General features: G+C 48.0%; 10 protein-coding genes, 1 tRNA gene and 3 pseudogenes. 5 read left to right on the top strand and 9 right to left on the bottom strand.

The window, feature by feature from the left end; genetic code table 11:
• Window positions 1-112 precede the first annotated feature (112 nt).
• Window positions 113-1,124: pseudogene (locus tag CGZ65_RS12475) on the top strand (IS5 family transposase).
• 125 nt (window positions 1,125-1,249) lie between these two features.
• Here CGZ65_RS12475 and CGZ65_RS12470 read toward each other — a convergent pair.
• The 5 genes and pseudogenes from CGZ65_RS12470 to gluQRS all read right to left on the bottom strand — a co-directional run bounded on the left by CGZ65_RS12470 (window position 1,250) and on the right by gluQRS (window position 6,150).
• Window positions 1,250-1,711 (bottom strand): outer membrane protein assembly factor BamE, encoded by a 462-nt coding sequence (locus CGZ65_RS12470; protein ID WP_096296038.1) that lies wholly within the window; start codon window positions 1,709-1,711, stop codon window positions 1,250-1,252.
• 55 nt (window positions 1,712-1,766) lie between these two features.
• The gene (locus CGZ65_RS12465; protein WP_232507459.1) at window positions 1,767-3,014 is read right to left on the bottom strand and encodes a YadA family autotransporter adhesin; all 1,248 of its coding nucleotides are present in this window, start codon (window positions 3,012-3,014) and stop codon (window positions 1,767-1,769) included.
• Between the two features lie 470 nt (window positions 3,015-3,484).
• Window positions 3,485-4,150 carry a histidine phosphatase family protein gene (locus tag CGZ65_RS12460; RefSeq protein ID WP_096296037.1) on the bottom strand — a complete coding sequence of 222 codons (666 nt, stop codon included), beginning with the start codon at window positions 4,148-4,150 and terminating at the stop codon, window positions 3,485-3,487.
• A 98-nt stretch (window positions 4,151-4,248) separates the two neighbouring features.
• Window positions 4,249-4,980, bottom strand: a complete 732-nt coding sequence (locus tag CGZ65_RS12455; protein ID WP_096296036.1) for a LytR/AlgR family response regulator transcription factor — start codon at window positions 4,978-4,980, stop codon at window positions 4,249-4,251.
• 283 nt (window positions 4,981-5,263) lie between these two features.
• Window positions 5,264-6,150 (bottom strand): annotated as a pseudogene (gluQRS, locus tag CGZ65_RS12450) (tRNA glutamyl-Q(34) synthetase GluQRS).
• A 139-nt stretch (window positions 6,151-6,289) separates the two neighbouring features.
• Between gluQRS and tsaB the strand changes: the two are divergent.
• From tsaB to CGZ65_RS12430, 4 genes and pseudogenes are all read left to right on the top strand, one after another.
• Window positions 6,290-6,967 carry a tRNA (adenosine(37)-N6)-threonylcarbamoyltransferase complex dimerization subunit type 1 TsaB gene (gene tsaB, locus CGZ65_RS12445; protein ID WP_096296035.1) on the top strand — a complete coding sequence of 226 codons (678 nt, stop codon included), beginning with the start codon at window positions 6,290-6,292 and terminating at the stop codon, window positions 6,965-6,967.
• A complete protein-coding gene (gene rimI, locus CGZ65_RS12440) occupies window positions 6,964-7,404 on the top strand; it encodes a ribosomal protein S18-alanine N-acetyltransferase (protein WP_096296034.1) in 441 nt (146 codons plus the stop codon). Before tsaB ends, rimI begins: the two co-directional genes overlap by 4 nt.
• A 28-nt stretch (window positions 7,405-7,432) precedes the next feature.
• A complete protein-coding gene (locus CGZ65_RS12435; protein WP_096296033.1) occupies window positions 7,433-8,215 on the top strand; it encodes a uracil-DNA glycosylase family protein in 783 nt (260 codons plus the stop codon).
• 1,269 nt (window positions 8,216-9,484) lie between these two features.
• Window positions 9,485-10,495 (top strand): annotated as a pseudogene (locus CGZ65_RS12430) (IS5 family transposase).
• 153 nt (window positions 10,496-10,648) lie between these two features.
• Here the strand turns inward: CGZ65_RS12430 and CGZ65_RS12425 are convergent.
• The 4 genes from CGZ65_RS12425 to CGZ65_RS12410 form a co-directional block, all read right to left on the bottom strand.
• Window positions 10,649-10,725 (bottom strand) — tRNA-Val (locus CGZ65_RS12425).
• A gap of 177 nt (window positions 10,726-10,902) precedes the next feature.
• Window positions 10,903-11,616: a GntR family transcriptional regulator gene (locus tag CGZ65_RS12420; RefSeq protein WP_096296032.1), complete on the bottom strand. Its 714-nt coding sequence runs from the start codon at window positions 11,614-11,616 to the stop codon at window positions 10,903-10,905.
• A 131-nt stretch (window positions 11,617-11,747) separates the two neighbouring features.
• A complete protein-coding gene (locus CGZ65_RS13530; RefSeq protein ID WP_198345300.1) occupies window positions 11,748-12,140 on the bottom strand; it encodes an alpha/beta fold hydrolase in 393 nt (130 codons plus the stop codon).
• Between the two features lie 332 nt (window positions 12,141-12,472).
• Entirely contained in the window at window positions 12,473-13,441 is a 969-nt protein-coding gene (locus tag CGZ65_RS12410) for an MFS transporter (protein ID WP_198345299.1), read from the bottom strand.
• Window positions 13,442-13,503 lie beyond the last annotated feature (62 nt).

The following is a 13,503-nucleotide window of genomic DNA, read 5'->3' as shown; positions in this document are numbered from 1 at the left end:
TAATTACCAAGTAATTCCAATACTTCCCAAACACCCTAAAATCCTCTAAATTCCCTTTAAGCCGGATTTAGAGGATTTTCTACATGGGCAGCTTCTTCAAACTGCCGAAACCATGGTTGGCAAGAACCTTAACTGCTTTCGCTTACTCAAAGTTCAGCTCATTACCGGCCGGCAACCCATTGCCGGTTATCCCGAACAGCAAAAAGGCCGCTATGCCCGTCATAACGGCGGCCGTCCCGCCTATTCATTGCTGTCCGTGTTTAAAGCCGTCTTAATCGGCCAATGGCACAGCCTGTCCGCCCCCGAACTCGAACACAGCCTCATTACCCGTACCGACTTTTACCTCTTCTGCGGTTTTGACGAACCCGACACCCCCGGCCACAGCACACTTTGCCGTTACCGCAACTGGCCGGTACAAAACAATCTACTTGCCTAATTACTGGATTTGATTAACCGACAATTAACCGGCAAAGGCTTAAAAGTCCAAAATGCCAAAGCAGCCGTCATTGACGCCGCCATTATCCAAACAGCCGGCGGCAAACAGCGGCGGGCGATTGAAACCGGTGAAAACGGTGTGGTTTCAGAAAACACCCCCGGCAAAGACAAAGCTGCCCGCCGGATAAAGAAGGACGGCAAGTTCAAACTCGGCTGCAAACAGCATACCCGTACCGGCCATGAAGGCTGTATCGAGAAACTGCACATCAGACCGGCCAACGAACATGAATGCAACCACTTTGAACCGTTGCTTCAAGAAATTGACGAAGGTACCAAGGTTTATGCCGACAAAGGATATGACAGCAAAGCCAATCGAGCCTTACTGCAACATAAAGGGCTTTCAGACGGCATTATGCGTAAGGCGCACCGGGGCCATCCGTTAACAGAGGACGATAAGGCAAGAAATAAGCAATTGTCGAAAACGCGCTATGGGTGGAACAAAGCTTTGGTACGTTGCACCGTAAATTCCGCTACCACCGTGCGGCATTATTTTGGTTTGTTGAAGGTGGCTGCGCAAAGTCATTTGAAGGCGGTTTGGTATCAACCTGCCGAAAGCGGCCAACAGGCTTGTGTGTCTGCTGCTGCGTGAAAAGGGGGAAATATGCCCGAAAATAGGGAATTATAGGTAATGATGGGATATTTGATGTTAAAAAAGCTTGCTTAGTAACCTAAGTAAGCTTTTTTGTGATGGGCAGGGTTTTGCAAAGGTCTCAGGCCGTCTGAATATTCAGACGGCCTCAATTGCTTCATCCGATTATTGACGGATACGGGCAGGGGTTTGTACCACTTCGCGGATAATCACTTCACGGACAGGCTCTTTTTCTTTAGATCCGCAACCTTCTGGATTAAAGAAGAATGATTGTGCATTTTTGTCTTTATCAAACAAAATTTTGTATTGGCATGTTTTGTGTTCGCCGTTTTCACGGTAGTTAAACAAGTAATCCCACTCGCGCACACCATACAAACCTTCTTGATGATGCGGGCGGCCAATCAGGTTGTAGATTTGGTCTTTGTTCATGCCGGCTTCGATTTGGCGCACATTGTCCCAATTCGGCCAAGAGCCGTCTTGAGTACCATTATGACGGAAAGTGGTCTTGGCAGGATCAGGCCATACCGGATTATCGGTGGTGCCTTCTTTAGTCACATTGCTCAAGTTACCGCAGGCAGCCAAAGCCAAAGCGGCGATTACAGGTAATGCAATTACTGATAATTTCATGATTTTTCCTTTATGTGTTCTGTTAACAAGCCGTCTGAAGCGACGGTCTCAGGTTTTACCATTGATAGCCTACGCTGCCGCCCCAGTTCACATCTTTCCGGGTGTTCACGCCGACACCGGCTTTGATAGACCATTTGTTGTTATCAGAATTACGCGCGTAACCGATGGCCAAGGCTTGTTGGTCACGGAAGCCGCCCACCGCCGCAGAAACCAAGCTTTTACCGGCTTCGTTAGGACGTTGAAGGAATGCCAGCGCAGTTGCACCTGCGATACCGGCACGCAAATCATCTTCCATATCGTCCATACGGTTATTAAGGTTATTGATAGCCAAAGCATTTCCATTAGAACGGCTAGCAACTTGGTACAACTGGCTACCATTAATCGCATCAGTACTGTCTGCCGTAATACGGCCTGCGGCAACGTTAGTGATCGTGCGCTCAGAACCTTCCGAGCCTACGCTTACGGTAGCAACTGGGGAAGTACCTGCAAAACCGCTGTAGGTCACACCATTAACAGTAGCCTCAGTTGTGCCAACTGCAGCCTCAGTAGTAGAAAGCGCACCCAAAGCTACTGATAAATCTTCTGTAGCAGAAGCGCCACGGCCTAAGGCAACCGAAGCACCGCCTGCAGCATTTGAACTCATACCAGAAGCCACACTGCCCAAACCAGCAGCATCGGCATTCGCGCCTGTAGCAACAGAAGAAATACCGCTAGCCTTTGCATTTGGACCAACCGCTACAGCTGCACCTGCACTTGCATTTGCCTTAGTACCCAAAGCAATCGCATTTCCGTTGGTGGCTGCCGACCCTAAACCTAAAGCTGTCGCACCAGTAGCACTTGCGTTAGCATTAACACCAACGGCTGTCGCTGAACCGCCGGTAGACAACGCTCCAGTACCCACTGCCGTCGCACCAATAGCACTTGCGCTCGACTTGGCACCCAATGAGATAGCATGGTAACCGTTTGCTTTAGCTTGCTCACCAAATGCCGTAGATGAAGTATCTGTTGACACAGCATTAGCACCAATAGCAATAGATGATCCGCCTTTAGCATTTGCGCTTGAACCAATGGCTAAGGCACTCAATCCTTCAGAAACCGTATTCACTCCGATTGCTACCGAATAATCACCAGAAACCGAGGCCGAATTATTTGTTACAGAACGAGGCTGGATATTGATATAGTTAGCCGCATCTGCTGCAGAGGCATTCGTTGAGAATACACCTGCTGCAGAGGCATTCGTTGAGAATACACCTGCTGCAAACAAAAGTGACACCAAATGCTTCATTTTAGTAGTGTGTTTCATAATTATCTCCCTGATAAAAACACTGAAAAAATACACCTAAATATATTTATTTAGAATATGCCATTGACAAATTCAGGTTTTTTTATCTAAAATAGATACTGAAAATCCCAATTTCAAAGATATATGAGGGTATATTAACTATAAAAATTAAATTAATTTAGCACAACATGCCTTCAAACTTAATTTTCATTCATTACTTATTATAGATAGTCTCCTTCAGTCATCTTTATTTTATTTTTAAATCAATAACTATATTGATTTAAAAATTATTAATTATTTACGCAATTATCCCCTAGGTGCCATCGTCACCCCCTTAACAAAAAAATTTTCTTTACTTGCCCGAAATATAACAAATATTGATGTATTGTATTAATATTAAACTAAATATTACTATTCAAATCAAATAAATCATACTATATTTTTAGATAAATTTATTAAATTAATACATTTATTCAATATGAACATTTATTTTATATAGATAAGTTCTCTCCAATCGATTCAATTTTCCATCTGCCACTCTCAAACCAAAGTCGTGAAACTGTTGCATTTTCGACACTTTTATATAAAGTTGACTGTGAATCAATGAGTTTTAATATTCCGGTAATTGCCATACCGTGCGATACAAGCAAGACTTTGCCATGAACAGGTGACTTTTGACACAAAATATCCACGCCTTGTTTTAAGCGGCCCATAAATTGGGCTTCATTTTCGGCCAAGCCTAAGGGGTCTAATTCGCTAACAGTTTCGGCCAGCATGTGATGCGTGCCGGTTCGGTAGGCTTCGAACCATGTTTCTATTGATGAGAAGCCTCGATGCTGTGCAATCAGGCCATGCACGTTTTGCACCAAGTCACCTTCAAAACCACCAAAACAATATTCACGTACTTCCTCAATCACACTCAAAGGCAAATCCGCTTGGCCTTTGGCTTCTAAAATGATTTTTGCGGTATCTGCCGCGCGGGGGCTGATGCTGCAAAATGCAGCATCAAAGTCGACCTTACCTTGTAATGCTCGCCCTAATGCGCGAGCGGCTTCTTTGCCTTCCGCCAGTAAGGGAGAATCACTCCAACCTTGCAAACGGCCGACTTTATTGAAAACGGTTTTGCCGTGACGCACCAAATATACTTCCAAAGCCATATTTTATCCTTTCATCCCGTTGCCTATTTTCAGAAGGGTTCTAGCCGTCTGAAATAAAAAAACCCTGCTTAATAAAGCAGGGTTTTATGATAAATCGTTTACGCGCCGTTTTTCAAAATTTTTCGAATAGCGGCCAGTTGACGGCGGCTGACGGCAAGCGGTTTTTCAACGTCGAGCACGCGGGCGCCCCATGTGGCATTGTTTTCATCTTCTTCATCATCCAAACGAATCAGACAATCCAAGGTATGGCGGAACACCAAGGCGTTTCGGTGAATACGGATGACTTTTTCCCCCAGCAATTCTTCCCAATACACCAAAGTTTTCGGTAGCTCGTAGCTTTGGCCGTCTCCGGTAAACAAAAATACGGTTTTGTGTTCGGCCAACAAATAGCGTACTTGCTGCCATGGGATTTCCACCATACGGTTGCGGTTGAATACTTTGAAATGGGTGAAATCGTCTGCTTTTTCCTGATATTTTTCGCTCACCCGCTCTAAAGCAGTTTGTAAGCGCGACATTTTAATCGGTTTGAGCAGATAATCCACCGCAGCCAACTCAAAGGCGCGCAAAGCATGCTCTTCATAAGCTGTGGTGAAAATCACTTCCGGCTGACGTTTGGCCACGCGTTTGATGCGTTCGACCAATTCCAAACCGGTGATTTCCGGCAAACCGATATCGGCGAATACAATGTCCGCTTCATGTACGCTCAACCAATCCAATGCAGGCTGCGCATGATGAAATATTTTCAGCAGCACAACATTGCATTCTTCTAACAAAACCCGTAAGCGCTCAGCGGCTAGCACTTCATCTTCTACAATAATAGCACTTGGCATATTCTGGCATTCTTTTTATTTTAATGGTTAACAATATTACAGACGGTCTGGCAATCAAGCCCGAAAGAATCTGAGTCTGAGTAGTAATGAAAAAATATACTTTTTTGATTACTACGATCCATGATTGAATAGCCCGGCGTAAGTCCCAACCATTCAAACCCAGTTTGGATTAACCCGCAATATTAAAGGATTTCAGTTTTAAAAACATATATTCTTCAAATTACTTACAAACTTTAATAAAAACGAAGTAACCAAAAGTCGGAATTGTCGCATATATGCCAACTCATTCGGTGCATATTGCTTGCTTCGGCACTCGGCTGATTTGCCAATGCAACACCGCCCAATCGAGCAAATCGCGCGGACGGTCGATTTGTGGCGCAGGTGGCAGATTCAGATAAGCCGAAACCTGCCGTAATAATAGTTCGGCTTGTGAGCCATCCAGCGCAGGCGCTAGCGTTTGCTTAGACCATTTCTGCCCCGATTGGTTCACCAAAAGCGGCAGATGCGCATAGCCCGGCCGACTAAACCCAAGAGAATATTGTAAAAAAATTTGTCTCGGCGTGGAAACCAGCAAATCCTGCCCACGCACAATATGGGTGATGCCCTGCTCGGCATCGTCAACCACCACCGCCAATTGATACGCCCAAAAACCATCTGCACGCAGCAGCACAAAATCGCCGATGTCACTCGCCAGATTCTGCGCATAATGCCCGACAAGCATATCGTCAAAGCCGATGATTCTGTCCGGCACACGAATACGCCACGCCGGCGGTTTGCCGTTTTCAGACGGCCTATGGTCAGCCACACGGCAGCGGCCGTTGTACACAAAACCATCCGCCCCATACTTGCAGCGGCCTGCCAATCCTTGCGGCTGCAATAACACGGATACACCAAGCCCTTGTCTTTCAGACGGCCTAAGGCATCTTCGTATAAATGATGGCGGCGGCTTTGGTAGGCGACTTCGCCGTCCCATTCAAAACCAAAGGCTTCCAGCGTGTGCAAAATATGGTCGGCGGCACCGGCCATCTCGCGCGGCGGATCCAAATCTTCCATGCGAACCAGCCACTTGCCGTTGTGCGCGCGGGCATCAGCATACGAAGCCAACGCAGTCAGCAGTGATCCGATGTGCAACAAACCCGTCGGACTGGGGGAAAAACGTCCTACATACATAACGCGAACCGTTCCATCTGATGATTGACCAAACCACTTTCAAGCCGAATATTTCAGACAGCCTCAAGCATGTTCAAAAGCCATATTATAAGTCAAGCAATGCTATAATGCCGTCTGAAAAAACTCTAAAGCACCCACCATGCAAGCCGATTTTAACCGCCCCATATTGGCCATCGACACCAGCACTTCCTATCTTTCGCTCGCCCTGCGCCACCGCGATCAAGCCCATGTGTATCATAAAGCGGTCGGCACCAAGCAATCCGAGTTGATTTTGCCGCAGATCGGCGCATTGTTTGCTAAAGCTGGCATAGGCGCAGCCGATTTGGGAGCCATTGTGTATGCACAAGGACCGGGCGCGTTCACCGGCTTGCGTATCGGCACCGGCGTGGCGCAAGGTTTGGCGGCTCCATTTACCACGCCCTTAATCGGAATACCGTGTTTGGATGCCGTGGCCTACCAGCGCCCCAACCAAGCTTGCGTGCTGGCGGCCACCGATGCGCGCATGGGTGAAGTGTTTTACGCTTGGTTCGACACCGTCAACCACCGCCGCTTGAGCGACTACCAAGTCGGCAAAGCCGCAGAAATCACTGCGCCCGACGGCATGACGTGCTCAGACGGTATCGGTAATGCGTTTGCATTAGCCGACAAACCGCCGTTCGACGGCGAAACCGATATGCCGACCGCCGCCGATTATCTGAACTTAGCCGCTACCGGCCGCTATCCGGCCACTGATGCGGCAGAGGCGGAATTGCTGTATGTACGCAATAAAATTGCCCTGACCGCAAAAGAGCAAGCCGAACGAAAAGGCCAAGCATGATTCGCCCGGCAACTTCAGCAGATTGTGCTACTTTGGCAAAAATTGATGCGGTGAGCAACCCGTCGCCATGGTCGGTCAAACAATTTGAATCAGCCATCGAAAGCCGCACGGAAACGGTTTTAGTGAGTGAAACCAACGGCTGTCTCAGCGGCTTTATCGCGTGGCAAAGTGTGTGCGACGAATCCGAATTGCATCTGGTTGCCACCGCGCCCGACTTCCGCCGCCAAGGCATTGCCGCCGCCTTATTGGCGCAATGGTTTCAGACGGCCTCAACGCAACACATCACGCGTTTGTTTTTGGAAGTGCGTGAAAGCAATGAAGCGGCGCAAATGCTTTACCGCAAATACGGTTTTGCCGAATGCGGCCGCCGCCGAGATTATTATTCCCTGCACGATGACCGCCGCGAAGATGCGGTGCTGATGGACAAGGCCGTCTGAAACGACAGCATATTTTGAAACGATTCCTATGTTAAGCAGCCGTTATTTACATTTGCACGAAGCACTGGGATTGGGGCCGATGTGGCTCAATCAGCAAGCGGCAGTCAGGCCGTCTGAAACAATCGGCGGCAACCTGCCTTCTGCGCCTAATACCCGACCACAAGCGGCTGCGCAACCGATTGCAGAAGCCGTACGCTCGCTCTCGCCTGCCGCCCATCATGCCCGCTTGGCTGCGGCGGCGTTGGTAAACGAAAAGAAAAATGCGCCGATAGTGCCATCTGCTGCCACATCCGCGCAACTGCGCACCCATGTAGAAAACCCTGCGGCTCAAGAAAACCAAATCCCGGATGCAGACGGCTTGCCCCCCTTGCAGATTGATGTCAAACCATCTGAAATCATGGTTGTCAGCATTTGCCCTTCTACGGAAGACAGCACAGCCAACCAGCTGTTTAGTGGCAGTGTAGGCGTGTTGCTCGACAATATGCTGGCAGCGATTGACTTACAGCCGCAACAAGCACACAAAACCTGCTGGGTCAAATCCGCCCCCATCAGCAATGCCAATCCGAGCGAGGCCCAAATCGAGGCCGCCGTCGACGAATTGGCGAAAGAACTGGCGCAATCGCAAGCTAAGGCTGTGTTGTTTCTGGGGCAGATTTTTGAACACGAAAACCAGCGCACACGCATGCAAGCCGTGTGTGGCAAGCGGCCTTATTTTGTGATTCCCCATCCTGCACGGCTATTGCGCCAGACCCACTTAAAAGCGCAGGCATGGGCAGAACTGAAAAAACTCAAACGCTTATTACACGCTTAAATAACAGTCGTTTAAAATAGAAATAAGACAAATCGACATCGACCGCCGTGTACACCCAGTACATAAGGTAGCCGGCAACGTTGTATCATTTTTTATTTTAATTTATTTTAAACGACCATATAAAAAGGCCGCCTGAACATTCAGACGGCCTTTTCTATCACCAAAACGCTTGTATTTGCGTATTCTTTTGTTTATTTGTTTGCGGCGTCAGCCATGTTTTGCGCCACGTTGGTCGCGCTCACAGTCAAACCTGACATACCGATTAATGAAGCGGCGGCCAATTTGATCAATTCTTTCATGTTTGTTTCCTTTCCTAGTGTCATCCTGTCGCATGTTTGAGTGACGGCAGGGAATCTTCTTTTCTTGTTGAGTGTTGTTTGTGGGGTTTATTACGGTGAAGCGGGTACATTTTCGTTCGTATGAATGTTTAAAATATCATTATTTTTTAGCAGCACTCGCCAAATTGCGGGCAACGATGGCAGCAGAAGCAGTCACACCGGCCATGCCGATTAAAGACGCAGCAGCTAAAGTCATCAAGTGTTTCATGTAATTTATTTCCTTAATTTGATTTAAATGTGTTGTTTAACAACATTTCGTACTTCGACAAAGCAGTACAGCTTGCCGACAGAACGAATCATACCGCTTTAATTGTTAGAATTATCAATTTTTTTGTAAATAAATAATCTTAAAATAACGATTTAAGTTAAATTTTGCAATTAAATATTTATTTTTGAAAATGACACCGATGTCTGCTTTAATGACACCGATGTCTTTATTACAGCACCGTTACAAACCGGATTTTGGATGGGAATTTATACTGCTTAAATCGTTGCATTTATGTATCACTTTTTGCGATAAAAATAATTTTCTATTTAATTTCAAAAATATAATCTTATAAAAATTACAATATAAATCGTGTAATTTAGCAAAAATCAATAACATTGATTGGCTTTTGCTAAGTATATAGTTAATCCAAGTAACACAATATTCTATTTATCGGATTAAAAATGGCGCATGATATTAAATTATAAAATAAAGCATTCTGTTATTATGAACAATGGCAAAATATCAGCAGAATTGCCTAAGCTTACCCAACCTCTAGAAATACACTTTGAGACCTTTGCAAAACCCTTGTTAAACCTCACACAAAGCAACCATAATTACCAAGTAATTCCAATACTTCCCAAACACCCTAAAATCCTCTAAATTCCCTTTAAGCCGGATTTAGAGGATTTTCTACATGGGCAGCTTCTTCAAACTGCCGAAACCATGGTTGGCAAGAACCTTAACTGCTTTCGCTTACTCAAAGTTCAGCTCATTACCGGCCGGCAACCCATTGCCGGTTATCCCGAACAGCAAAAAGGCCGCTATGCCCGTCATAACGGCGGCCGTCCCGCCTATTCATTGCTGTCCGTGTTTAAAGCCGTCTTAATCGGCCAATGGCACAGCCTGTCCGCCCCCGAACTCGAACACAGCCTCATTACCCGTACCGACTTTTACCTCTTCTGCGGTTTTGACGAACCCGACACCCCGGCCACAGCACACTTTGCCGTTACCGCAACTGGCCGGTACAAAACAATCTACTTGCCTAATTACTGGATTTGATTAACCGACAATTAACCGGCAAAGGCTTAAAAGTCCAAAATGCCAAAGCAGCCGTCATTGACGCCGCCATTATCCAAACAGCCGGCGGCAAACAGCGGCGGGCGATTGAAACCGGTGAAAACGGTGTGGTTTCAGAAAACACCCCCGGCAAAGACAAAGCTGCCCGCCGGATAAAGAAGGACGGCAAGTTCAAACTCGGCTGCAAACAGCATACCCGTACCGGCCATGAAGGCTGTATCGAGAAACTGCACATCAGACCGGCCAACGAACATGAATGCAACCACTTTGAACCGTTGCTTCAAGAAATTGACGAAGGTACCAAGGTTTATGCCGACAAAGGATATGACAGCAAAGCCAATCGAGCCTTACTGCAACATAAAGGGCTTTCAGACGGCATTATGCGTAAGGCGCACCGGGGCCATCCGTTAACAGAGGACGATAAGGCAAGAAATAAGCAATTGTCGAAAACGCGCTATGGGTGGAACAAAGCTTTGGTACGTTGCACCGTAAATTCCGCTACCACCGTGCGGCATTATTTTGGTTTGTTGAAGGTGGCTGCGCAAAGTCATTTGAAGGCGGTTTGGTATCAACCTGCCGAAAGCGGCCAACAGGCTTGTGTGTCTGCTGCTGCGTGAAAAGGGGGAAATATGCCCGAAAATAGGGAATTATAGGTAATGATGGGATATTTGATGTTAAAAAAGCTTGCTTAGTAACCTAAGTAAGCTTTTTTGTGATGGGCAGGGTTTTGCAAAGGTCTCGGCCTTATTTATCATTCATCAACATTAACAAACAGCCGTTTCCGACGATTCAGAAACGGCTGTTTCAATCTGGTAGGCACGATCGGATTCGAACCAACGACCCCCACCATGTCAAGGTGGTGCTCTAACCAACTGAGCTACGTGCCTGTGATGAAAAGTGAATTATAGGTGTGGCCGCTGATTTTGACAAGGCCGAGACCTTTGCAAAATCCCCATCTTCGGCACATTTTTTCGTTATGCGCTGCGCTAACTTCGAACTGTACTCAAATCCGGAGTTTTGCAAAGGTTTCAGACCGTTTGAACAGTTCAGACGGCCTCAAATCATTAATCATTGTCCTGCACAATATGCAGTGATTCCGGGCGGTTTTCAAAACGGTTGAGCAAATCGGTAAACAACACCGGCGATTGCGCGTGTTCGCGCATCAAGGCTTCTGCCCTTGCGCTTTGGCGGCTGCACACCGCGCGCAGGATAGCGTGGTGCTGCAAGTGGGCGTAGAGTAGGCGTTTTTTCTCGCGCGGCATTTCGCGCCGGTCGATGACCAGCGATTGAATCGATGAAAACGGCAGGCTTTCAATTTTCGCTAAAGCCATGCGAATCACCGGATTTTGCGAAGCCTCAATCACCGCGTCGTGAAACAATACATTGAATTTTTGATAGATTTCCACTTCTTCAATACTGAATACTTCACGCTCGAACACTGCATCCAATTCGGCCAAACCCTGCTCGAGCAGGGCAACGGTTTCAGACGGCATACCGTGTTCCGCCGCCTGACGTGCCGCCAGACCTTCCAATGTGCCGCGCACTTCCAACGCGTTCAGAAAATCGGCCGAGGTGATTTTACGGGCAGTATAGCCCCGTTTGGGCAAGCGTTCGACCAAGCCTTCCTGCTCCAGAATCTGCAAAGCCATGCGCACCGGCAAGCGCGACACGCCGAGTTTTTCCGCAGTCGGAATCTCGGTAATGCGCTCGCCCGGCTTGAGTTCGCCATCGGCAATCATCTCACGCAAACGCACCAGAACCTGATGGTTGTGTTCCATAATATTTCCTTTTTCAGACGGCCTGAGATGTAGAAAATCCCCATTTTTGGCATATTTCTTCGTTATACGCTGCTCGAAAGCTTGTTTATCTAAATGAATATGTCTGTGCTACTCTAACTTCGGACTGTACTTCAAATCCGAGGGGTAAAGGTCTCGGCCTGATTATCCGGCAGCAGCCATTGCAGCAAGCTTCGGCTGACGGTTTGCGGTGTTTCAAAAGGTGCCATATGGCCGGCTTGCGGGAATACGGCCAATTCGGCATGCGGTGCAATTTCCTGCATGGCGGTGTGCTGCGTGACCGGGCTCCACGCGTCGAGCTCGCCAACACCCAGCAACAACGGACAGCGGATTCCGCACAATACCGAAGCCGCATCAGGGCGGTGGATCAGCGCATGAATTTGCTTGGCAAAATCTTCAGGGGTAAAACGCAATACCATCTGCGCCAACGGCTGCATTATGTCAGGCTGCGTGCGGTGATCTTCGGCCAGCATCGGCATCAGCCAATGCTCAATTAAGTATGGCATGCCGTTTTCTTCGGCAGCTTTTACCAAGGCCGCGCGCGCCCATGGAATGTCCGGCGAGAATAAACGAATCCGAACCCTGCGCCAAAACGTGTTCTGCCATCGCAGTCAAATTGTCAAAGCCCTGAAAGCTGAACGTTTCTACATCAAAATAGGGTGCAAGGGCAGCGGCTGGGTTGCCAAACCGTAGCGTCACACAATAAGCCGCATAATAAATAGATTTTTTTCTTCATGATGAGTATCCATTAAATAGGCCGTCTGAAAGGCCGAAACGAAACGGTGATAAAACTGTTTCGTTTGCTGTTTTCAGACGGCCTGAGCGAGACGCAATTATATCAAACCGGCTTGAGTTTTCTTATTTTTAATACGGCCAAAATTGCCAAGGCAAATACCACCGCATTCAGGTAAAACAAGCCCACCGGCTGCCAACCGGCATCGAGAAGGATGCCGATAATCATCGGCGATACAATGCTGCCGGCACGGCCGAGTGTGATGGCCGTGCCGACACCGCGGGCGCGGTTGGCAGATTCGTACAGCGTCGGTGCCACGGCGTACAAACCGGCCACCGAGCCGTTGGCAAAGCTGCCGAGAAAAAACGCCAAGGCCATGGCCAAAGTGAGCTGCGACAGGCTTTGGGCGAAGGTAAGCGTCAGCAGTGCGGTGAGCAGCAGGAATACGGCATGCACGGTTTTGATGTTGAAACGTGTGCCCAAGAAGCCGATTAATACTGCGCCGAACATCGAGCCGATATCCATCCAAATGCCGGCGCTGATGCCTTGTTCGGCAGTCATGCCCGCACCGGTCAGCAGCTTCGGTGTCCAACTCAAAATGCAGTAAAACGCAAACATTACCAGGAAAAACGCCGCCCAAATCATCAGCGTCGGCATGGTTTTGCCCTCGCCAAACAGGCTGCCGAAGCCGGAAGGAGCTTGTCGGCTCAATTGAGGTTTGGGCGGTAAAGTCTCAAGGCGCGGCAAACTGAGCTTGGCAGTGAGTTTTTGCGCTTTGGCTAATGCGGCTTTGGGCTGTTGCGACAGCAGAAATTCCAATGATTCGGGCAGGCGCAGCAACACCACAAAAATGAAGGTGGTAGAAAGCAGGCCGCCGAACAGGAAAACCGATTGCCAGCCGTAAGTTTTGATTAGATACATCGACACCAAACCACCGCCGGTTGCGCCGATTCCGTAGCCCGCTGATTGCAGGCTGATGGTCAGGCTGCGCCATTTGGCAGATGAGAATTCGCTGGTTAACACGTTGCTGCTGGCTAAGATGCCGCCGATACCTAAGCCGGTGATAAAGCGCAAAATGCCCAGTTCTAAAGCGCAAAATGCCCAGTTCTAAAGCGGAAGTGCTGAAGCTGCTTAAG

Source organism: Neisseria weixii, assembly GCF_002327085.1.
GTDB classification, from domain to species: domain Bacteria; phylum Pseudomonadota; class Gammaproteobacteria; order Burkholderiales; family Neisseriaceae; genus Neisseria; species Neisseria weixii.
This window is presented reverse-complemented; position numbering and strand designations above follow the sequence as displayed.

Bases quoted from the DNA above. Each gene is read 5' to 3' on its own strand.
- CGZ65_RS12470 (WP_096296038.1), bottom strand. From the start codon at position 1,711: ATGAAATTATCAGTAATTGCATTACCTGTAATCGCCGCTTTGGCTTTG.
- CGZ65_RS12465 (WP_232507459.1), bottom strand. From the start codon at position 3,014: ATGAAACACACTACTAAAATGAAGCATTTGGTGTCACTTTTGTTTGCA.
- CGZ65_RS12460 (WP_096296037.1), bottom strand. From the start codon at position 4,150: ATGGCTTTGGAAGTATATTTGGTGCGTCACGGCAAAACCGTTTTCAAT.
- CGZ65_RS12455 (WP_096296036.1), bottom strand. From the start codon at position 4,980: ATGCCAAGTGCTATTATTGTAGAAGATGAAGTGCTAGCCGCTGAGCGC.
- tsaB (WP_096296035.1), top strand. From the start codon at position 6,290: ATGCAAGCCGATTTTAACCGCCCCATATTGGCCATCGACACCAGCACT.
- rimI (WP_096296034.1), top strand. From the start codon at position 6,964: ATGATTCGCCCGGCAACTTCAGCAGATTGTGCTACTTTGGCAAAAATT.
- CGZ65_RS12435 (WP_096296033.1), top strand. From the start codon at position 7,433: ATGTTAAGCAGCCGTTATTTACATTTGCACGAAGCACTGGGATTGGGG.
- CGZ65_RS12420 (WP_096296032.1), bottom strand. From the start codon at position 11,616: ATGGAACACAACCATCAGGTTCTGGTGCGTTTGCGTGAGATGATTGCC.
- CGZ65_RS13530 (WP_198345300.1), bottom strand. From the start codon at position 12,140: ATGCCATACTTAATTGAGCATTGGCTGATGCCGATGCTGGCCGAAGAT.